Below are 21990 nucleotides of genomic sequence, written 5' to 3' on the forward strand. Positions count from 1 at the left end.
CCATGGGTCAGAGGATCAGTCGTGAGCCATTCGCGTACCACCAAAGTTCTGGTCATCGGCTACGTCTGGCCAGAACCGCGCTCATCGGCGGCCAGCGGGCATGTCATGCAGATCCTCGAGACATTTCTCGATCAGGGATGGGACATCACGTTCAGCAGCCCGGCCGGCCCGGGTGAACACAAAGCTGATCTGACGGCGCTGGGCATTCGCGAAGTATCGATCGAGCTCAACAACAGCAGTTTCGACGTGTTCATCAGCGAGTTGGCGCCGGATATCGTGCTGTTCGATCAGTTCATGATGGAAGAACAGTTTGGCTGGCGGGTGGAGAAACACTGCCCGGGCGCCCTGCGCCTCCTGGAAACTTCCGACCTGCAAAGCCTGCGGCATGCGCGTCATCAGCGCCTGAAGGACCGGCTGAAAAGCAACGACGAGCAGACTGATTTCACCGGGCTGTTTGCACCGGCATTGCACGAAGAATTCCAGCTGATGGCCGGCACCGATCTGGCCAAACGGGAAATCGCTGCGCTGTATCGCTGCGACTTGAACCTGATGATTTCCGAAGTCGAGATCGACCTGCTGGTGGAGGAATTTGGCCTGCCCCGGCAAATCCTGCATTGGTGTCCGTTGATGATTGATCTTCCGGACACCACCCCGCCAGGTTTCGAAGAGCGGGAGCATTTCCTCAGCATTGGCAACTTCCGTCACGCGCCGAACTGGGATGCCGTGCTCTGGATGAAGACCACCCTCTGGCCGCTGATCCGCGCGCGCCTGCCTCGCGCGCAACTGCATATCTATGGCGCCTATACGCCGCCCAAAGCCACCGCACTGCACAACCCGGCCCAAGGCTTTCACATCATGGACTGGGCCGAAGATGCACTTGAAGTGATGTCGGCAGCACGAGTCTGCCTTGCGCCATTGCGCTTCGGCGCGGGAATCAAGGGCAAACTGCTCGATGCCATGCTCTGTGGCACGCCGAGTGTGACCACACCGATCGGCGCCGAAGCCATGCACGGCGAAGCTCCGTGGCCGGGAGCCGTCGCCCTCGACGCAAACACCTTTGCCGAACAGGCGGTGCAACTGTACGAAAATCCGGCGCGCTGGCAGCAGGCGCAGATTCAGGCTTCGGCACTTTTGCAGCAGCGTTATCAGCGCAGCGTACATGGCCCGCGTCTGATCAACCGGATAGATGATTGCCGACAACACTTGGCACAACTTAGAAACGACAACTTCACCGGCGCCATGTTGCGACATCACACACTCAAAAGCACTCAATACATGGCTCAATGGATCGAAGCCAAAAACCAGTTGAGCCCAACAGAGCGCTGATTACATCAATTACATGACTTGCATTAAAAGCCAACTTTCGCAATAACACGAACATGCTTATAAACATCCTGCGCGCAACTTACTAACCACTTCGCAGGATGTGCAACATGGAAAACTTCGACGATATACCAACCCATCAATGGATGGCTTATTCACCACAAATCGATAATCTTTCGTTATTTGAAATGACCCTGCCCGGCGCGCATAACGCCGGTTGTGACTGGGAAGCGTCTTACGCCCTTATTCCCGGGAAAAACTGGCTTGCCTGCCAGGACGTTTCCTTTTATTCGCAGTTGAATCGCAGCGCTCGCGCACTTGATGTACGCCTTGTTTACAACAGCAAGGCGAAACAACTGGCGAGATTCCGTTTCCACCACAATGGATTCAACTCTTCGCGAACGCTTGAAGACCTGATCAGGGACATCAAGGGGTTTTATGAAAGAAGCCCGAATGAGTTTATCATTCTGGACTTTCATGAACTTTCCAGCGCTACAGATCCATTCAACCATGAGGAATTCAAAACAGCTTTGCTGGAGCACCTTGGGGAACGGATCATTCCCACCGACAATCTGCATCTGACAATTGGCCAACTCAAAGCCATCAATCCATTGCAACGCATTATGGTGGCCGCGCCGATGACCTGGGAAAGCGAAGACTTTCGTTTCTACAGACCAATCAATCACAAGTGGATTGGCAAATCACAGGTCAGCACCTCGGATCTTTATGGCTACATAGACAACGTACTGAGCACACCTGTCAGTACGCTTCGCCCATGGTCGCTGTCGGCAACCAGTTACACACTCGGCGGCCCACAGCGGATCCTCGACAGTCTTGACGAGTGGTTCGACCCGGAAAAATCCGATTGGGCGCGCAAGTGCAACATTATCAATTTCGACTTCATCAAAAATTCCAACATCGTGCGTTTCTGCCAAATGGCCAACCTGCAAAAGGCACGCGACAAGCTCAGCTGAGCGGTAACCAAGGACGGCCGGTCGGAAGTGGCACAAATGGCAAAAAACGAGGCATGATCGCGCAGCGATAATAAAAAAGTGCCCCGTCATGACCCGAACCGCTCGCGTGACCGACCCTTCCTACGAGTTGATGGACGACCATAACGGTTTGTCCATCATCTACCGCCAGCACGGCTTCCCCTGCCCGCTGGTGCGCTGGCATTTCCACAAGGAGTACGAGCTGCACCTGATCGTGGCCAGCTCCGGCAAGGTGTTCATCGGCGATTACATCGGCAACTTCTATCCAGAGACTTTGTTTTTGACCGGTCCCAACCTGCCGCACAACTGGATCAGCCAGGTCGCCGAGGATGAAGTGGTGGAGAAGCGCGACATGCTGGTCAACTTCACCGACGAATTGTTCGAGAGCGGGCACCAGGTGTTCGCTGAGCTGAAATCCCTGGCGCCACTGCTTGAGCGTGCGCAGTACGGCATCGAATTTCGTTGCAAGCGCACGATCCGTCAGGCCATGACACTGATGCAGCGGATCGCCGACAGCACGGGCATCACTCGCCTCGGGCATTTTTTCATCCTGATGGAATTGCTCGCGGCCAGTGATGACTTCCAGTTGTTGTCCGGCGCCACCACGCCGCAACTGGCCGACGAACACAACATCGACCGCACCAACCGCGCGGTCGATTACATCTTCAGCCACTACGCGCGGGACATCTCACTGGAAGAAGTGGCCGAGCACCTGGGCATGACACCGACCTATTTCAGCCGGGTATTCAAACAGGCCACCGGGCGCAACTTCATCGAATTCGTCAATCGCCTGCGCATCAGCAAATCCTGTGAGCTGCTGGCCGATGGTGACAAACCGGTGACCGAGGTGTGCTTCGAGTCGGGCTTCAACAATATTTCCAACTTCAATCGACGCTTCCAGCAACTCAAGGGCATGACGCCGTCGCACTATCGACGGCTGGCGGTGCAGAGGCTGACTGAACAGAACCATCTCTGACGACACGCCACCTGTGGGAGCGAGCCTGCTCGCGAAAGCGGTCTGTCAGTGAAAAATCCTGTGGCTGACACACCATCTTCGCGAGCAGGCTCGCTCCCAAAAAAAACCGTGCCCCGGCTGGCGAAATCTGTACGCATTCGCTAACGCCCCCTCGCGCAAAACCCCTTCCCTGCGTTCACCCGCTCAAACCCCAGTGCAAAAAAGTATCGACAAAAGTGCTAGGGATGATTTGTCAGCTCCGCCGTGGAAGGCTGTAATCAGCGCAGATTCTTCCTGCATTCGGAAGACACAAAAACAATAACTGTCCTTCTGCCCCGTCGGGTGTCAGAAAAGGAGTGCACGATGCAACCCACTGCAAAAGCTCTGCTCGCTCTCACCTGCATGACCCTCAGCAGCGTCAGCCTTGGCGCCCAGACCCTGACCATCGCCACCGTCAACAACAGCGACATGATCCGCATGCAGAAACTCTCGAAAACCTTCGAGAGCGAGCATCCGGACATCAAGCTCAATTGGGTGGTGCTGGAAGAAAACGTCCTGCGTCAGCGCCTGACCACCGACATCGCCACACAGGGTGGCCAGTTCGACGTGTTGACCATCGGCATGTACGAAGCCGCACTCTGGGGCGGCAAGGGTTGGCTGGAGCCAATGAAGGACCTGCCGGCCAGTTACGCCCTCGACGATGTCTTTCCGTCGGTGCGCGAAGGCCTGTCGGTGAAGGGTTCGCTGTATGCGCTGCCGTTTTACGCGGAGAGTTCGATCACCTATTACCGCACCGACCTGTTCAAGGAAGCCGGGCTGACCATGCCGGAGCGTCCGACCTGGGAAGAGATCGCCGGGTTTGCGGAAAAACTCACCCACAAAGACAAAGAGCAATACGGCATCTGCCTGCGCGGCAAGGCTGGTTGGGGCGAGAACATGGCGCTGGTCACCACGGTCGCCAATGCTTATGGCGCGCGCTGGTTCGATGAGCAGTGGAAGCCGGAGTTCAGCGGCCCGGAATGGAAAAATGCGCTGAATTTCTACGTCAACACCATGAAGAAATCCGGCCCGCCGGGCGCATCCAGCAACGGTTTCAATGAAAACCTCGCCCTGTTCAACAGCGGCAAATGCGCGATCTGGGTCGACGCCAGCGTCGCCGGCTCGTTTGTCACCGACAAGACCCAGAGCAAGGTCGCCGATCACGTCGGTTTCACTTTCGCTCCGCATCAAGTCACGGATAAAGGCTCGGCGTGGCTGTATTCGTGGGCGCTGGCGATTCCGACCAGCTCCAAGGCCAAGGACGCAGCAAAAACCTTCAGCGCCTGGGCCACGTCCAAAGAGTACGGCGAACTGGTTGCCAAGACCGATGGCATCGCTAACGTGCCGCCGGGCACCCGCGCTTCGACCTACAGCGATGCTTACATGAGCGCCGCGCCGTTTGCCAAAGTGACGCTGGAATCGCTGAAAGCCGCTGACCCGAGCAAACCGACGCTGAAACCGGTGCCGTACATCGGCATTCAACTGGTGACCATTCCTGAATTCCAGGCAGTCGGCACCCAGGTCGGCAAGCTGTTCTCGGCAGCGCTGATCGGCCAGACCACGGTGGATCAGGCGCTGGCGGCGGCGCAGCAGACCACGGAACGCGAGATGAAGCGCGCGGGTTATCCCAAGTAACCGCTGAATGCCTTGCTCCTGCCTCTTGTGGGAGCGAGCCTGCTCGCGAAGGCGTCGTGTCAGCCAACACACATGACACTGACCCAGCGCTTTCGCGAGCAGGCTCGCTCCCACATGGGGATCTCCATAGGTCTGTATGACTCGGTTGTGAATGCCATGAATACTTCAACTGCCAAAGCCCACATCGACCTGTCGCCACCGCAGCGCAAGCTGCGCGTGCGCAATCCCGGCTGGTTTCTGGTCAGTCCTTCGGTGGCGCTGTTGCTGCTGTGGATGATCGTGCCGCTGGGCATGACCCTGTACTTTTCGATGATCCGCTACAACCTGCTCTACCCCGGCGAGAATGAATTCGTCGGGCTGGAGAACTTCACCTATTTCCTCACTGATTCGGGTTTCATGCCCGGCGCGACCAATACATTGCTGCTGGTTGGCAGCGTGTTGCTGATCAGCGTGGTCTTCGGCGTATTGATCAGCGCGGCGCTGGAGGCCAGCGAATTTCTTGGTCGCGGTCTGGTGCGGGTCATGCTGATCTCGCCGTTCTTCATCATGCCCACCGTCGGCGCGTTGATCTGGAAAAACCTGATTTTCCACCCGGTCTCGGGGATCCTCGCCTACATCTGGAAGCTGTTCGGTGCGCAACCGGTGGACTGGCTGGCGCACTACCCGCTGCTGTCGATCATCATCATTGTTTCGTGGCAATGGCTGCCCTTCGCGATCCTGATTCTGATGACCGCGATGCAATCGCTGGATCAGGAACAGAAAGAAGCCGCGCGCCTGGACGGCGCCGGCCCGATCGCGATTTTCTGGCACCTGACCCTGCCGCATCTGGCGCGGCCGATTGCCGTGGTGGTGATGATCGAAACGATCTTCCTGCTCTCGGTGTTCGCCGAAATCTTCACCACCACCAACGGTGGCCCCGGCTACGCGTCGACCAACCTCGCCTACCTGATCTACAACCAAGCGCTGGTGCAGTTCGACGTCGGCATGGCTTCGGCGGGCGGTTTGATTGCCGTGGTCATCGCCAACATCGCCGCGATCATTCTGGTGCGAATGATCGGCAAAAACCTGACTGACAAAGCGTGAGGCCTGCCATGACCCTCCAACAATCCCGTCGCCTGCAAAGCCTGCTGCTCGGCACGCTGGCCTGGGCCATCGCGATCGTGATTTTCTTCCCGATCTTCTGGATGGTGATGACCAGTTTCAAGAGCGAAATCGACGCTTTCGCCACGCCGCCGCAGTTCATCTTCACGCCAACGCTGGAGAACTATCTGCATATCAACGAGCGCAGCGACTACTTCAGCTTCGCCTGGAACTCGGTGGTGATCTCCTTCAGCGCCACCGCCCTGTGTCTGTTGATCGCGGTGCCGGCGGCGTACTCGATGGCGTTCTATGAAACCCAGCGCACCAAAGGCACGCTGCTGTGGATGCTCTCGACCAAGATGCTGCCGCCGGTGGGCGTGCTGATGCCGATCTACCTGCTGGCCAAGAGTTTCGGCCTGCTCGACACGCGCATTGCGCTGATCGTGATCTACACGCTGATCAACCTGCCGATCGTGGTCTGGATGGTTTACACCTACTTCAAGGACATCCCCAAAGACATCCTCGAAGCCGCCCGCCTCGACGGTGCGACGCTGTGGCAGGAAATGGTCCGCGTGCTGCTGCCAATCGCCAAGGGCGGCCTCGCCTCGACCGTGCTGCTGTCGCTGATCCTGTGCTGGAACGAGGCGTTCTGGTCGCTGAACCTGACCTCATCGAATGCCGCACCGCTGACCGCGCTGATCGCCTCGTATTCAAGTCCCGAAGGGCTGTTCTGGGCCAAGTTGTCGGCCGTATCGACCCTGGCCTGTGCGCCGATTCTGATCTTTGGCTGGATCAGCCAGAAGCAACTGGTGCGCGGTCTCTCGTTCGGCGCCGTGAAATGAACATCCCGAATCCAACCCTATCCCCTGTGGGAGCGAGCCTGCTCGCGAAAGCGGAGTGTCATTCAACCCTGATGTCGACTGACACGGCCCCTTCGCGAGCAGGCTCGCTCCCACAGAAAAGCCGATCTGGTTTAACCCAATAATAAATTGCGGAGGCCCATCTCATGGCCAACCTGAAAATCAAAAATCTGCAAAAAGGCTTCGAAGGCTTTTCCATCATCAAGGGCATCGACCTTGAAGTGAACGACAAGGAATTCGTGGTCTTCGTCGGCCCGTCGGGCTGCGGCAAATCCACCCTGCTGCGCTTGATCGCCGGCCTTGAAGAGGTCAGCGGCGGCACTATCGAACTTGATGGCCGCGATATCACCGAAGTCAGCCCGGCCAAGCGCGATCTGGCGATGGTGTTCCAGACCTACGCGCTGTACCCGCACATGACCGTGAAAAAGAACATGTCGTTCGCCCTCGATCTGGCCGGCGTGCCGAAAGCCGAGGTCGAGCGCAAGGTTGGCGAAGCGGCACGTATTCTTGAACTCGGGCCGATGCTCGAGCGCAAACCCAAACAGCTGTCCGGCGGTCAGCGTCAGCGCGTGGCGATCGGCCGCGCCATCGTGCGCAACCCGAAGATTTTCCTCTTCGATGAGCCGCTGTCCAACCTCGACGCGGCGTTGCGCGTGCAGATGCGTCTGGAACTGCTGCGCCTGCATAAAGACCTGCAAGCGACGATGATTTATGTGACCCACGATCAGGTCGAAGCGATGACCATGGCCGATAAAGTCGTGGTGCTCAATGGCGGTAGAATCGAACAGGTCGGCTCGCCGCTGGACCTCTATCACAACCCGGCCAATCTGTTTGTCGCAGGCTTCCTCGGTACGCCGAAAATGGGTTTCCTCAAAGGCAAGATTGCCCGCATCGACGGCCCGAGCTGTGAAGTTTCGCTGGACGCAGGCACGCGCATCACCCTGCCGTTCAACGCCGCCAACCTCAGTGTCGGCAGCGCAGTCACGTTGGGCATTCGCCCCGAACATCTTGAGCTGGCGCAACCCGGCGACTGCACGTTGCAGGTGACTGCCGACGTCAGCGAACGCCTCGGCAGCGACACCTTCTGCCACGTCACCACCAGCGCTGGCGAAGCCCTGACCATGCGCGTGCGCGGCGATCTGGCCAGCCGTTACGGCGAGCAATTGAGCCTGCGCCTGGACCCGACTCACTGCCATCTGTTCGATGCCGAAGGTGTGGCGCTGACCCGTCCGCTGCGTGCTGCGGCCTGATTTCGAGACTATCCGATGAAACTCAACCAACAGAACCTCAATCGCCTCGCCGCCCAAGTGCAACTGCCGGGCTACGACCTCGGCGCCACACGCCAGGGCATCGCCCACATCGGCGTCGGTGGTTTCCATCGTGCGCATCAGGCGTATTACACCGATGCCTTGATGAACACTGGCGAAGCGCTGGACTGGGCAATCTGCGGCGTCGGGCTACGCCCGGAAGATCGCCGCGCCCGCGATGATCTGCGCGAGCAGGATTACCTGTTCACCCTGTTTGAACTGGGCGACAGCGATGACACCGAAGTGCGCGTCATTGGCGCGATCCGCGACATGCTGCTGGCCGAAGATGGCGCCCAGACGCTGATCGAAAAACTCGCCGGACCACAGATCCGCATCGTCTCGCTGACCATCACCGAGGGCGGCTACTGCATCGACGACAGCAACGGCGAGTTCATGGCGCATCTGCCGCAGATTCAACACGACTTGGCCCATCCCGAGGCGCCGGGCACCGTGTTCGGTTTCCTCTGCGCCGCGTTGGCCAAACGCCGTGCGGCGGGTGTTCCGGCGTTCACTGTGATGTCCTGCGATAACCTGCCGCACAACGGCGCGGTCGCGCGCAAGGCGCTGCTGGCTTTCGCCGCCCTGCGTGATCCGGATCTGCGCGACTGGATCGACCAGAACGTCAGTTTCCCCAACGCCATGGTCGATCGAATCACACCGATGACCAGCACCGCGCATCGCCTGCAACTGGCCGACAAACACGGCGTCGACGATGCCTGGCCGGTGGTCTGCGAACCGTTTGTGCAGTGGGTGCTGGAAGATAAATTCGTCAGCGGCCGCCCGGCATGGGAAAAGGTCGGCGTGCAGTTCACCGACGATGTGTCGCCGTACGAAGAGATGAAGATCAAACTGCTCAACGGCAGTCACCTGGCGCTCACCTATCTGGGTTTCCTCAAGGGTTATCGCTTCGTCCACGAGACCATGAACGATCCGCTGTTCGTGCGTTACATGCGCGCCTACATGGACCTGGATGTCACGCCGCAACTGGCGCCGGTGCCGGGCATTGATCTGAGCGAATACAAGGACACGCTGGTGGCGCGGTTTTCCAATCAGGCGATTGCCGATCAGCTGGAGCGTGTGTGTTCGGATGGCTCGTCGAAGTTTCCCAAGTTCACCGTGCCGACGATCAATCGGCTGATCGCCGATGGCCGCGAGACCAAACGCGCGGCGCTGGTCGTCGCGGCGTGGGCGCTGTATTTGAAGGGCGTGGATGAGAATGGCGATACGTATTCGATTCCGGACCCGCGAGCGGCTTTCTGTCAGGGATTGGTAGCGGACGATGAGTTGATCACCGAACGCCTGTTGGGCGTGGAAGAGATTTTCGGCACAGCGATACCGAAGTCGGCGGAGTTTGTTGCAGCGTTCGAGTGGTGCTGCCAGAGTTTGCGCGAGGTTGGGGTTTCGGGGACTCTGGAACGGGTGCTCGGCTGAAAAGCCCCTCACCCTAGCCCTCTCCCGGAGGGAGAGGGAACCGACCGCGTGGTTCTTCCGTTATTCATCGACCTGAAATTCCGAGTCGAATACAGAGTGTGAAAGGCATGAAAATCTGCTCCCTTTCCCCCTCGCCCCCGTGGGGGAGAGGGCTGGGGTGAGGGGGTAGCTCTTGATCTTCAGCGCAATCTGACAGGCCCATACATGACAACAACAAAGCTCTTCCTGGGTATCGACTGCGGCACCCAAGGCACCAAAGCGATCATCCTCGACGCCGACAGCGGTCAGGTGCTCGGTCTGGGCGCGGCGCCGCACACGATGATCAGCGGCGCCAACGGCCGCCGTGAACAAGACGTTCAGCAATGGCTCGATGCATTCGTCAGCGCCACCCGCCAGGCCTTGCAAGCGGCAAACGTCGACGGCCAAGCGATCCTCGGCGTTGGCGTCTCCGGCCAGCAACACGGCCTGGTGCTGCTCGATGAGCAAGGCGCAGTGCTGCGCCCGGCCAAGCTCTGGTGCGACACCGAAACCACGCCGGAAAACGACCGCTTGCTCGCGCAACTGGGCGGCGAGCAAGGTTCGCTGGAACGCCTCGGCGTGGTCATTGCGCCGGGCTACACGGTGTCGAAACTGCTCTGGACCAAAGAGCAGCATCCCGACGTGTTCTCACGCATCGCCCGAATCCTTTTGCCCCACGACTACCTCAATTACTGGCTCACCGGCCGCGCTTGCAGCGAATACGGCGATGCCTCCGGCACCGGTTATTTCAACGTGCGCACGCGGCAATGGGATGTGCAGATCCTGCGCGACATCGACGCCAGCGGCCGTTTGCAAACCGCGCTGCCGGAGCTGATCGACGCGCACGCCGCCGTCGGCACCCTCCTCCCGGCAATCGCCGAGCAACTCGGCATCAACCCCAACGCGGTGGTTTCCAGCGGCGGTGGCGACAACATGATGGGCGCCATTGGTACCGGCAATATCCAGCCCGGCGCGATCACCATGAGCCTCGGTTCGTCCGGCACGGTCTACGCCTATTCGGAGGAGCCGAACGTCAGCGCCGATGCCTCGGTTGCCACGTTCTGTTCCTCCAGCGGCGGCTGGCTGCCGCTGATCTGCACCATGAATTTGACCAACGCCACCGGTGCGATTCGCGAACTGTTCAGGCTCGATCTGCCGACCTTCAACCAACTGGTCGCGCAGTCGCCGATCGGTGCCGAAGGCGTGAGCATGTTGCCGTTTCTCAACGGCGAACGCGTGCCCGCCCTGCCCCACGCCACCGGCAGCCTGCACGGGCTGACGATGGACAATCTGACCCAGGCCAATCTGTGCCGCGCGGCTGTCGAAGGCACCACCTTCGGTTTGCGCTATGGGCTGGATTTGCTCCGCCAGAATGGTTTACAAAGCCTGCGCATCTGCCTGATCGGCGGCGGCTCGAAGAGCGCGGTGTGGCGGCAGATCGTCGCCGACATCATGAACGCCCCGGTGATCTGCACAGAACAAAGCGAAGCCGCCGCACTGGGCGCGGCGATTCAGGCAGCGTGGTGCGCGTCGCGCTCGAACGGCGATGATGTGTCCCTGGACGATCTGTGCAAGCGCTGCGTGAAACTCGACGCGGGCAGCGAAACCCTGCCGATCGCCGCCAATGTCGCGGCGTTCCAGCAGGCCTACGAACGCTATCAACAGCATGTCGCAACCCTATAACGAGCAAACAACTATGTACCTGGTGTGTGGCGAAGCCCTGTTTGATTTTTTCAGCGAAAACGACGCCAGCGGTCTGGCCTCGAAAGTCAATTTCAAGGCAATTGCCGGCGGCTCGCCGTTCAACGTTGCCGTAGGTTTGCGGCGTTTGGGCGTGGACTCGGCGCTCTTCGGTGGGCTGTCCACCGACTACCTCGGCCGCCGTTTGCAGCAAGTGCTGCAGGACGAAGGCGTGCGCCCGGATTATCTGGTGGATTTTGCCGCGCCGACCACCCTGGCGATGGTCGCGGTAGGCGCCAATGGCTCACCGCACTACAGCTTCCGTGGCGAAGGCTGTGCCGATCGGCAACTGAGCGAGGCGCATCTGCCGACACTCGGCGACGAGGTGCGCGGCCTGCACATCGGCTCGTTTTCGCTGGTGGTACAGCCGATCGGCGACACCTTGCTTAAGCTGGTTCAGCGCGAAAGCGGCAAACGCCTGATCAGCCTCGATCCCAACGTGCGCCTCAATCCCGAGCCGAACATCGAGCTATGGCGCGAGCGCATCGCCACGCTGGTGCGCCTGGCCGATCTGATCAAAGTCAGCGACGAGGATCTGAGCCTGCTCTATCCCGAGCAGGATCCGCAGCATGTTATTGAAAGCTGGCTCGAGCATCGCTGCCAGATCGTGTTCCTGACACGCGGTGGCGACGGCGCAACGGTGTTCAGTCGCACCCATGGCTCGTGGTCGGTCCCGGCCAACCCGGTGAAAATTGCCGACACCGTTGGCGCTGGCGACACCTTCCAGGCGGCGCTGATCACCTGGCTGACCGAACATTCGCTGGACTCGGTAGAAGGCGTGCAGCAGCTCAGTCGCGAGCAAATCGACGGCATGCTCAGGTTCGCCGTACAAGCCGCCGCGCTGACCTGCAGCAAAACCGGTCCGGATCTGCCCTATCGTCATCAATTGAGCTGAGCGCGTAGACTGTCGGCCTTTTTGCGCACGACGGAAAACAGCTCTTGAATCACAGGCACATCCTCGCCCTTCTGACCCTGGCCACCCTGCTGAGCGGTTGCGGCACCTCGCCGCCCCGCTCCCCGGAAGACATCTGCGCAATCTTCCGCGAGAAAAGCGATTGGTACGACGCTGCGCAAGTCACGCAGAAACGCTGGGGCGTGCCGATCCAGGTGCCGTTCGCGATCATGTATCAGGAATCCGGCTACCGCTACGACGCCAAGACGCCGCGCAAATACCTGCTCTGGGTGATTCCTTGGGGCCGCGTCTCGACCGCGTCCGGCTACGCGCAAGCCAAGGACGAAGTCTGGGCCGACTACCAGAAAAGCACCGGCCGCAACTGGGCCGATCGCGAAGACTTCGACGACGCCATCGACTTCGTCGGCTGGTACATGGACAAGACCACCTCGATCAACGGCGTGCACAAATACGACGCCTATAACCAGTACCTGAACTACCACGAAGGCTGGGGCGGCTTCCGTAACAAGACCTACGCGAGCAAAGCCTGGCTACCGCCGACCGCGCGCAAGGTGCAGAACCGTTCGGATCTGTATGCGCAGCAGTATGCCGGGTGCAAGGAAGACCTCAATCGCGGGTTCTGGAGCCGGTTCTGGCATTGGTTGTAGAAGCCGTTCGCGAGCAGGCTCGCTCCCACAGGACCTTAGTGAACGCCGATTTTGTGTACACCCGAGAAACCTGTGGGAGCGGGCTTGCCCGCGATGGCAATCTCTCAAACACCATCAAAGTCTATGAAAGGCCCGATTTCACTGACCCAAACCGCCCTCCTAAGGGTTTTCCCTATGACATCAAGGCCCCACACCTACGCCATTTGCGCCTTGAATGAGGCCGTCTAATCCTGCAACATCCATCACCTGCTTATTCAACGGACGGAATTCAAGGCATGCTGGACGCCAATGCAACCCACATCACCCTCTCGATCGAAGACGCCAACGCCGACCTGCAAGTCCTCAGCTTCACCGGTCGCGAAGCCCTCAACGAACCGTTCCGTTTCGACCTCGAACTGGTCAGCGCCCGCCCCGACCTGAAGCTCGAAGAGCTGCTGCACAAGCGCGCCTGCCTGACCTTCGGCGCTACCGGCGAAGGCAAGATTCACGGCCAGGTCTATCGCATCGAGCAGGGCGACTCCGGCAAGACCCTGACCCGCTACAGCATCAGCCTGATGCCGCAACTGGCGTATCTGCAGCACAACCATGATCAGCAGATCTTCCAGCAACTGACGGTGCCGAAAATCATCGCCCAGGTGCTGGAAGATCGCGGCATTCTCTCTGACGCCTACAGCTTCCAGCTCGGCGCCGAGTATCCGGAACGCGAGTATTGCGTGCAATACGATGAGTCCGACCTGCATTTCATCCAGCGTCTGTGCGAAGAGGAAGGCATCCACTTCCACTTCCAGCACAGCAGCAGCGGCCACAAACTGGTGTTCGGCGACGACCAGACGGTGTTCCGCAAACTGAAGCCGGTCAGCTACCAGCAAGACTCCGGCATGGCCGCCGAGAAGCCGGTGATCAAGCGCTTCAACCTGCGCCTGGAAACCCGCACCACCCGCGTCAGCCGTCGCGACTACGATTTCGAAAAACCCAAGCTACTGCCCGAAGGCGCGGTCAAATCCGAATTCGCCCCGGACCTGGAAGACTACGACTACCCCGGCCGCTTCACCACCCGCGAGCGCGGCAAGTTCCTCTCGACCCGCGCCTTGGAACGCCATCGCAGCGACTACAAACTCGCCGAAGGCAAAGGTGATGAACCGACGCTGACCAGCGGCCATTTCCTCACGCTCGCCGAACACCCGCGCGCCGAGTGGAACGACCTGTGGCTGCTGCTGGAAGTCTTCCACGAAGGCAAACAGCCGCAAGTGCTCGGCGAAAACGTCACCAGCGACGTCACCGACAACAAAAGCGATTTCCATCAGGGCTACCGCAACAGCTTCCTCGCCACCCCGTGGGACGCGCACTACCGCCCTGCCCTCGAACATCCGAAACCGAAAGTCCTCGGCAGCCAGACCGCCGTCGTCACCGGCCCTGCCGGTGAAGAAATCCACTGCGATCAATACGGCCGCATCAAGGTGCAATTCCACTGGGACCGCGACGGCCAGTCCGACGATAAAACCACCTGCTGGATGCGCATCGCCAGCGGCTGGGCCGGCGCAGCCTACGGCGGCATTGCCATCCCGCGCATCGGCATGGAAGTCCTCGTCACCTTCCTCGAAGGCGACCCCGACCAGCCCCTCGTCACCGGCTGCCTGTACCACAAGGAAAACGTCGTCCCCTACGACCTGCCGGCCAACAAGACCCGCAGCACCTTCAAAACCCTCAGCTCCCCGGGCGGCAAGGGCTACAACGAATTCCGCATCGAAGATAAGAAAGGCGCCGAACAGATCTACATCCACGCCCAGCGCGACTGGGACGAAAACATCGAACACGACCAGAAAATCCGCGTCGGCAACGAACGGCATGACACTGTTGAAGCCAACGTATTGAGCGAGTTCAAGGTCGAAGAACACCGGATCACCCACCTGGACCGCATCAGCGAAATGCGCGCGGATGATCACCTGACAGTGGGTGTGACGCAGCATGTGAAGGTTGGGACTGGGCAGTTTGTTGAGGCTGGCAACGAAATCCATTATTACGCCGGCCAGAGAGTCGTGGTCGAAGGCGCCATGGAACTGACCGCCAAGGCTGGCGGCAGCTTCGTCAAGGTCGATGCGGGTGGCGTGACCATCAGCGGCGCTGAGGTGAAGGTCAATACCGGCGGCTCGCCCGGGGTGGGCACGCCGGCGGCGCCGTTGTTGCCGGGGCCGATGAAGGTTGTGGATGCGGATAAGGCGGGGAAAGCACCGCTCCCTGCCCGTCTTAATGAGTCAGGTATCACCCCGCTGTGCGGAAAACAGAGTAACGGCGCTTGCAGCCGTAAGGATTGCACATGCATGTAAAAGCGCTGAGCGCTCTCCTCGCCGAGCCTCGTTACGACTTTTCAGACCTGCCCGCTACAAGCGAATCGCTGTGTTTCATCATCGACCAAGGGCTCCAGCCAGACGCTTTGGGTCGTCTTTATCGATTAGGCGAACCCGTCGTCGCTCAAGGTCTGTTTGTAGGGACAGACCTTGCAGAGATTCCTGACGAGCCATTGTGGCTGGTGGCCCCAAAGGGCGGCAAAGTGGCAAAGGTCGCTGTGGAACTATGTGAGGAACGCTTTTCGGGAATTGCAATCTCAACCCGGGATCCTGAAAAAGCTCTGGCTCATGCGCGCTGGCTGCTTAAGGCAAACGATGGTTCAGGTGGCCAAAGTCTGCTGAGTTTCCACAAGCCGAGTTTATGGGCTGCGCTGGCCTACACCGCCGATAAAGCATTCGACCAGTTACTAGGCTGCTGGGAGGCGGTCTACAGCCCTGCGCCGATTCATTTCGGTCAAGAGCGTGGGCGATGGCTGACCTGGAAGGCCACCGATCAATCAACGTGGGACGGTGACAGAGCGGCGTTCAATCTGCCCGAGGCGGCCGCGAAAGTACAAGCGCGCCTGGGCTGGATGTACTGGATCGATGAGGAATACACAGCATTCAATGAGCCATCCGATGACCGCTTGAATGACATGGCGGACAACCTCGACATGCTGCTCAAAAACAACATTTATGATGGCGATCACCTGCTCAAGCTTGGCCATGTCGTGAACGGTCCGCTGTTCGAGACCCAGCCTGGGATCATGGCGATCCTGCAATCAAAGGACGAGTCGTTTATCAAAGTAGATCGGCTCCTGGAATCAGCCGCCGTTGCCCAACACTAAGGCGACGCGACAACAGAACGGAATCACCATGGAAATTACAAATCACGCCGTAATGCCCGGCGAAACTCTGGGCCAGATTGCTACGCGCTACAACACTACTGTGGCGCAACTTCGTCAGATGAACCCCTTCATCACCAACCCGGATAATGTCAAAGTCGGATGGAACCTGAGCGTTCCAAAAGCCGCTCAATCGCCTGCTGTGCCTGCCGCTCAGACACCTGCCGCAGCTCAACCGCCCGCGCAAACGACCCCGGAAGCCGCAACTCAGTGCTCTGCGGAGGATCTGGTTGAACTGGAGCCTGTCAAAGACACCCCAGATCAGAGCTCAAAGACTTTCAAACCGCACGCGCCTCCCTGCTCGAAAAAGTTTGCCAGTGCGATTTATGCCACCGAAGAACAAGAATTTTGGCTGCTTCCCGAACGGGCAAAGTCCGCTATCAAAGAATCCATGTTTGCCTTGGATAAAATGATTGCGCCCAGCAAATCACGTGATGCACGCCTGAACGGGTTGCAGGAATCTGGTTTGCTGGAATACTTCCTTGAGCCCAAGTTGAGCAACTTTCTCACTGGCGCGCAGCGTGCACGCATGGAAGAGTTTGAAGCGATGGGCGATGAGATCGAAATCGATCCCGCCACCGCTAAAAAAAGGCAGAACGACGCTAATGGAAACAAACCGGCAGTCGCTCCTGCTCAGTCCACGGATGAGGACACGCCGGTATCTCGCCTCGACCGTCTAGCGACAGACATAGCTACTGACCAGCACGTTCACAAAGCATATGCCGATTTTTACAAGCGGCGGGCTGAGTGGGTCGCGCTAAAAAAAGAAGCGGTAGCGGCCGCTAAGTTGGAAGGCTACACCTACGAAAGCGGCTCGCTGTACTCCAAGAAGGCGATTGAAGCGCGGGCACGTGTGCAAGCTTATCTGGAGGCTCGCAAGAAGTTCCTCGGCAACAAAGACTTCAAGCAGGTATCGCTGGAAGACGTTGCCAAAGCCTTGGCGGAAAAGAAAAAAAGTTACGACAATATCTGCAGTGGCATGACTGACTGCACCGCCGATCTGGTCGGTTATGTCTACACACTACACAAAAATGGCGAAGCGCTTGATTACCACGCTTATACTGAATCCATCATCAAAGCGTCCGAGTATGGTCTTGCTCTTCCGGAATTCGCCTTGATCAGTGACGGACTCCCTTCCGGTATCGAGCAGTTTAAACTGTATCTGGACACAGAGAAAAAGCAGGTAGAAGTTACAGCGCAGCTTCAAGAGAAATACAAACGCTGGATCGAGGCAACAGGCCAAAATGCCCAGGCGCCAGCCGGCCTCGTTGATGCAGAACGTGCCAAGTGGGATCAACTACAAAAAATCAAAGATGACCTCCAGGCCACAGCCCAAAAAAATGTCAGCACCAGTAAACCTGGTCGTTATTTAATTTGGGAACCAGAAGAGTTCCAACCGAAACCAATCGACCGTATGGTAAAGCCAGGCTTTCCACTGCGTGAAGTCAGCCTTTCTGACGCCAAGGGCACGCCCCTTGGATGGTTCAGCATGGCGAACCTGAAAGATGCAAAAAAAATCATCAAAGAAGATTTAAAAAAGGCGGCTGGCTCAATAAAGAAGGTAAAAGAAAGTCTACCAACCGATGCTACCGAAGGCTCCGATAAAAACAGTGAAATCAGTTCGTTCCGCCAATGGCTCTTGGATCAGGGCGCAATAAAAATCAGTGATCAGGCTGGCGACTGTTTCGACGAAAAAGGCTGGTTCAAAGCTAAAGACTTTTACGCGCACTTGAAAAAGCAAGGTTATGAGGTTACTGAACTAGAAGACGACGCGGCCCTAACTAACTGGGGCAAGCACCTTCAGCAACTAGTGTTCCAGAAAAGTGTGCGCGGCGAAGTAAGGCTGTTTGATGCAAGTCCTCAGGCTCAATTCGTCCGCTGCCTGACTCCTCCACAGCCGAGCATTCACGGTGAACTGAAGCTAGAAGGCCCGAAGATGTCCGCCGCGGAAGGCTTCCAGATATCTGGGGAGATGGGATTGAGCCTGGACTTGGCACGGGGCGAAGTTCAGTTAATGAAAGTGGACATGCCTGCCAAAGCCAACGCTCAAGAAATCATGCTTGACTATCTCTTGGACGGCAGCCCACGACAAATGAGTTTCGGCCGCTTCTCCTTTCACTTTGGTGCAAAGGCCTGGGGTTACGCTGGAGCGTCGTTATTGTTAGCTGGCAGCGTCGAGCTGAGCCCTATCTTCGGCAACGTCAAATATGGAGCGTCGCTGAGCCCGGTAAAACGCGCACAACGTGAAGACGCTTCTGCAAAAGAAGAACGCGCCGATCACGCAGCCGCCAAGCAAGCAAAAACCGATAGCGGTGACGATAGTCCTACTCCTGATCTTGAACACAAGTCGAAATCCGGCACCTACGCCGACTCCAAAAGCACAGAGCAACTGCGCGGCGGACGTTTCGCAAAAGTACAAATCGAAAACGGCGCAAAAGCCAGCTTCAATGTCTTTGGGGGTTTGCAAGCCGCCATTGAGCTTACCGGCGTATTGAACTGGGCGCCGCCAAAAGAACTCGCCGCCTTACGCACCGCACCTTCAACGGGGATTGGCAGCGCTAAAGACGCGAAAAATGCAAATCCATGGTTGACGCTGGCCAAGTTGAGCGGTTCAGTTGGGGTGGCGTTTGGCGCGGGCTTTCAGGGAACGGCGCAGGTGTCTCTCGATAAGGGGCGTTTTATTTTGAACTTGAAAGCGGCTGTGGTACTTGGCCCAGGTGCAAATGGTAGCTTCAAGTTCGAAGTTGGTTATGAGGCAGTGGTTGACCTTGTAAACTTGTATCGCCGGGAGTTGCACAGAGCCAAAGGCAGAAAAGTGGAGTGGATGGAGACAGAAGCGGGACAGTTTGCATCGGCGCTGAACGCATTAGGAGCTGCTGGGCTTAGTGTGGAAATGTCTTACCTGATGGGTTGGAGTGTTGTCATGGACTTGTATGACGCGATGACCAGCGGAGGAAAAGGTGGTCCGATTGCTCATGCTATTATTGAATACCAAAATCCAGACGAGTTAAAAAAATGGGTTGTAGAGGCCACCCCTGCCGCGTTAGGCCCGATTTTGTTGACACTGATATCTAATCCGGAGGAGTTCGCCATAGCCACAGCGAAACAAACTAGCATTAGCGCTTCAAACGATGGCAAGAAAAAATATACTAGAGATACAGCATATTTAGCGCAACAGACAGCGATCGAGATGATAATTACTCATATAACTACTAACGCTCAAGAGAAAGGAAGCCTACCGGAGGCTCAAAAACAATTTGAGCTAGCTTGCGCATGCATGAACAAATTCGGGGTCGAACCGGTTGATACAGGGCAAAAATACTGTGAAAACCGCTATTTGTTGGACAATTTCATGAGCGAACCAGTGCTTGCGGTAACTGAAGCACTCGGAAACACTACTAGGGCTCGATATAAGAAAAATGCTTCGATATTAGGTGGGCCGATTGATGGATCCTGCAAAATTGTTATGCATGAAAACAGCTACATACCAAGGCCTTCTGTGAAATTTTCAGCTCCAGCGGGAGAATCAAATTGATAAACTTAAAAAAATTGTTCGCTACAACCTTCTGTGTCCTCCTTATATTTCTCTGCAATACCGCTAATGCAACACTAACAAAAGAGCAAGAAGAAGCGAAGAAGAAAGGCATTGAGCTCTACAATCAATACAAAGCAATATCCGCAATCGAGTTTTTAGAAATCGCTGCAAAGGGTGGTGATAATGAAGCACTTTACTATCTAGGAGAATCAATAAGAAAAAACAACAGATATATGACCCAAGAAGCGCAAAAGGCTTACGAGGAGTCAGCAAAGAAAGGCAATATTTACTCTATGATTCGGCTCGGCGGCGCGGATCAAGATTTGTGCGTAACTATGAATAATTGTTCTTCCTCTGAGCAATCGCCTAAAGATTGGATGAACAAAGCCAAAACCCTTGCTACAGATCAGGCATCTCATGGTGACGCTGAGTCGATGTACCTACTATGGGAGATAACAGGAAACGATGAATGGCTTGAAAAGTCCGCAGAAAAAGGTTTTGCATTAGCGCAATTTCGTTTAGCGACCAAGTATCAAGAGGGGGGAGGCATGTTCCTACTACCCTCTAGCAGATCAGATGAAATCGAAAAATGGATGAAAGCCGCTGCAGAGAATGGTTATCCACCAGCCATGATGGGATTTGCCGCTACGAGGATTGAAAAAGCCGATTTGTCATCATTTAGAAAATGGAATGAAAAAGCTGCAGCCTCAGGCTATGCATCTGCAGTTTTTGGTTACGCGTCATATATTGGCGAAGCTGAACCAAAATACGGATTCGAATCAGACCCGGTAAAGTCATACGCACTATTGTCGAATCTACTGGAGCTTGATGGTGGTGGAAACGTAATAAACAACGTTAACGACGTATTGCCGGAAGTAGAAAAAAAGCTGTCAAAAGAGCAACTAGAAAAAGCAAAAGAACTCGCAAAAACGTGGAAGGCCACTCACCCACCGCTCTCGTTTTTTCCAGATAAGTTAGGGTACTGAAATTTAGCAGCACAGCCTTATCATTAATTTTTTTCGAGCACGTCAAAGCCCGTACCCTAATGATTCATATCGCAAACGACAAATGCCCGAGACAAGGGAAAAGCAACCGTAAATAACTCAGCTCATGTTCACATCGGTTAACTCAGCCTTAACGCCACAGTCAGAGACTCCATATCACCGCACACCCTCAGCTCTCCCCCGCTGACGCCCAGTGCGGCAGGCTCGCCCGGCTTCGTGCCGGGCGCCTACCCGCAACGCTGGAGTCCTCTCATGAACATTCGTCCCTTCCTGCTCACTGCCACCCTCGCCTGCAGCTCATACGCCGCACTGGCCCAAGCCAACGTCACCTCCGCCACATCGAATCAAACACCCTACCAATACGGCATGCCCCTCCACGTGGCAAAGGTGCTTTCGCTAACCGAGCCGCCGACCTCGGAATGCAAAGTCATCACCGCCGACATGAAATACATCGACAACACCGGCAAGCCCGCACAAATCAGTTACAGGAAATTATCTGACGCTTGCAGTCAACAGAACTGACAGACGCTTCTGATTTTCCGGTTGGCCATAGGCTTGGGGTGGCTTCGGCGGTTATGCTCGGGGCCTTCCCTACTGCCGCAAGGATTGGCCATGCAGTTGTCGTTCCGCACGTTGTCGAGCTTCACTTCAATCCTGTGTTTTCTGCTGGCGCTGGTCTGGGGATTTTTTCCGGAGGCGTTGCTGGCGATCTGGAGTATTGGCTATTCGGAAGGCACTGGCGTAGTCGCTCGGCGCAGCGCGGTGCTGTTTGCGGCGTTGGGGGTCATGTTTTATTTGCTGCGCAATGCTCCGCCGTCAGTGGCACGCAGTGCACTGAGCAATGGTTTTATCGTCGGCTGTTTCGGTTTGGCGGCGTTGGGTTTTGGCGAATGGCTCAATGGTCATGCCGGCCCCGGGATCTTGCTCGCGGTGCTGGTCGAGTTCGCGCTGGGCCTTGGTTTTGTGCAGGCCCGGCGCGTGACGGACGAACTGGGTGAGACGGTGGGTTAAACGGCTCGAGAACGAGCGCTGGTTTGATGTGTCGTGGTCTGTTGCGCGAGGTCGGAACGCAGGCCAGCGACCAGGTTGTTGATTTCACGGCAGCTGTTCAGGCGGCTGGCGTCGATTCCACTGACGTAGAGATCGGCTTGGTCGGTTCGATGGTCGCCAAATACTTTGACGGACATCGACAAGTCTGGTGTCAACGTGCACTGGCAGCGTTTCGGCAGGAAGCTGCTTTCAATGATGTTGCGTAATTCCAAGGCAGATAAAAACATGGCGA

18 protein-coding genes are annotated in these 21990 nt (G+C 57.1%); 17 read left to right on the forward strand and 1 reads right to left on the reverse strand.

What is annotated here, in order from left to right; translation table 11 throughout:
- Positions 1-21 precede the first annotated feature (21 nt).
- The 17 genes from CKW30_RS04640 to CKW30_RS04720 all read left to right on the forward strand — a co-directional run bounded on the left by CKW30_RS04640 (position 22) and on the right by CKW30_RS04720 (position 21719).
- On the forward strand, positions 22-1326 hold the full coding sequence (locus CKW30_RS04640; RefSeq protein WP_095180110.1) for a glycosyltransferase: 1305 nt from the start codon (positions 22-24) through the stop codon (positions 1324-1326).
- Between the two features lie 107 nt (positions 1327-1433).
- The gene (locus CKW30_RS04645) at positions 1434-2297 is read left to right on the forward strand and encodes a phospholipase (RefSeq protein WP_095180111.1); all 864 of its coding nucleotides are present in this window, start codon (positions 1434-1436) and stop codon (positions 2295-2297) included.
- Between the two features lie 88 nt (positions 2298-2385).
- Positions 2386-3291 (forward strand): AraC family transcriptional regulator, encoded by a 906-nt coding sequence (locus tag CKW30_RS04650; RefSeq protein ID WP_056789758.1) that lies wholly within the window; start codon positions 2386-2388, stop codon positions 3289-3291.
- A gap of 342 nt (positions 3292-3633) precedes the next feature.
- The gene (locus CKW30_RS04655; RefSeq protein ID WP_056789755.1) at positions 3634-4944 is read left to right on the forward strand and encodes a sugar ABC transporter substrate-binding protein; all 1311 of its coding nucleotides are present in this window, start codon (positions 3634-3636) and stop codon (positions 4942-4944) included.
- Positions 4945-5100: 156 nt separating this feature from the next.
- The gene (locus CKW30_RS04660) at positions 5101-6027 is read left to right on the forward strand and encodes a carbohydrate ABC transporter permease (protein WP_095180309.1); all 927 of its coding nucleotides are present in this window, start codon (positions 5101-5103) and stop codon (positions 6025-6027) included.
- An 8-nt stretch (positions 6028-6035) separates the two neighbouring features.
- A complete protein-coding gene (locus CKW30_RS04665; protein WP_016774872.1) occupies positions 6036-6866 on the forward strand; it encodes a carbohydrate ABC transporter permease in 831 nt (276 codons plus the stop codon).
- Between the two features lie 164 nt (positions 6867-7030).
- On the forward strand, positions 7031-8134 hold the full coding sequence (locus CKW30_RS04670; protein ID WP_095180112.1) for an ABC transporter ATP-binding protein: 1104 nt from the start codon (positions 7031-7033) through the stop codon (positions 8132-8134).
- A gap of 15 nt (positions 8135-8149) precedes the next feature.
- Positions 8150-9622: a mannitol dehydrogenase family protein gene (locus CKW30_RS04675; protein ID WP_095180113.1), complete on the forward strand. Its 1473-nt coding sequence runs from the start codon at positions 8150-8152 to the stop codon at positions 9620-9622.
- Between the two features lie 204 nt (positions 9623-9826).
- Positions 9827-11323, forward strand: a complete 1497-nt coding sequence (gene xylB, locus CKW30_RS04680) for a xylulokinase (protein WP_095180114.1) — start codon at positions 9827-9829, stop codon at positions 11321-11323.
- 13 nt (positions 11324-11336) lie between these two features.
- A complete protein-coding gene (locus CKW30_RS04685; protein ID WP_095180115.1) occupies positions 11337-12275 on the forward strand; it encodes a carbohydrate kinase in 939 nt (312 codons plus the stop codon).
- A 44-nt stretch (positions 12276-12319) separates the two neighbouring features.
- Positions 12320-12940 (forward strand): hypothetical protein, encoded by a 621-nt coding sequence (locus CKW30_RS04690; protein WP_095180116.1) that lies wholly within the window; start codon positions 12320-12322, stop codon positions 12938-12940.
- A gap of 275 nt (positions 12941-13215) precedes the next feature.
- Positions 13216-15264: a type VI secretion system tip protein VgrG gene (locus CKW30_RS04695; protein WP_095180117.1), complete on the forward strand. Its 2049-nt coding sequence runs from the start codon at positions 13216-13218 to the stop codon at positions 15262-15264.
- Positions 15255-16112, forward strand: coding sequence for a DUF4123 domain-containing protein (locus CKW30_RS04700; RefSeq protein ID WP_095180118.1), 858 nt, complete (start codon positions 15255-15257; stop codon positions 16110-16112). Before CKW30_RS04695 ends, CKW30_RS04700 begins: the two co-directional genes overlap by 10 nt.
- 28 nt (positions 16113-16140) lie before the next feature.
- Positions 16141-19704 carry a LysM domain-containing protein gene (locus CKW30_RS04705; protein WP_095180119.1) on the forward strand — a complete coding sequence of 1188 codons (3564 nt, stop codon included), beginning with the start codon at positions 16141-16143 and terminating at the stop codon, positions 19702-19704.
- Positions 19701-20690: a tetratricopeptide repeat protein gene (locus tag CKW30_RS04710; RefSeq protein WP_256584157.1), complete on the forward strand. Its 990-nt coding sequence runs from the start codon at positions 19701-19703 to the stop codon at positions 20688-20690. The genes CKW30_RS04705 and CKW30_RS04710 overlap by 4 nt, the downstream gene beginning before the upstream one ends.
- Positions 20691-20960: 270 nt before the next feature.
- Positions 20961-21230, forward strand: coding sequence for a DUF2790 domain-containing protein (locus CKW30_RS04715; protein ID WP_095180120.1), 270 nt, complete (start codon positions 20961-20963; stop codon positions 21228-21230).
- 90 nt (positions 21231-21320) lie between these two features.
- Positions 21321-21719, forward strand: coding sequence for a hypothetical protein (locus CKW30_RS04720; RefSeq protein WP_095180121.1), 399 nt, complete (start codon positions 21321-21323; stop codon positions 21717-21719).
- Here the strand turns inward: CKW30_RS04720 and CKW30_RS04725 are convergent.
- On the reverse strand, positions 21716-21985 hold the full coding sequence (locus CKW30_RS04725) for a DUF1652 domain-containing protein (protein WP_041480220.1): 270 nt from the start codon (positions 21983-21985) through the stop codon (positions 21716-21718). The genes CKW30_RS04720 and CKW30_RS04725 overlap by 4 nt on opposite strands.
- Positions 21986-21990: the final 5 nt, after the last annotated feature.

The sequence above is a fragment of the Pseudomonas sp. Irchel 3F6 genome (assembly GCF_900187595.1).
Lineage (GTDB): Bacteria > Pseudomonadota > Gammaproteobacteria > Pseudomonadales > Pseudomonadaceae > Aquipseudomonas > Aquipseudomonas siliginis.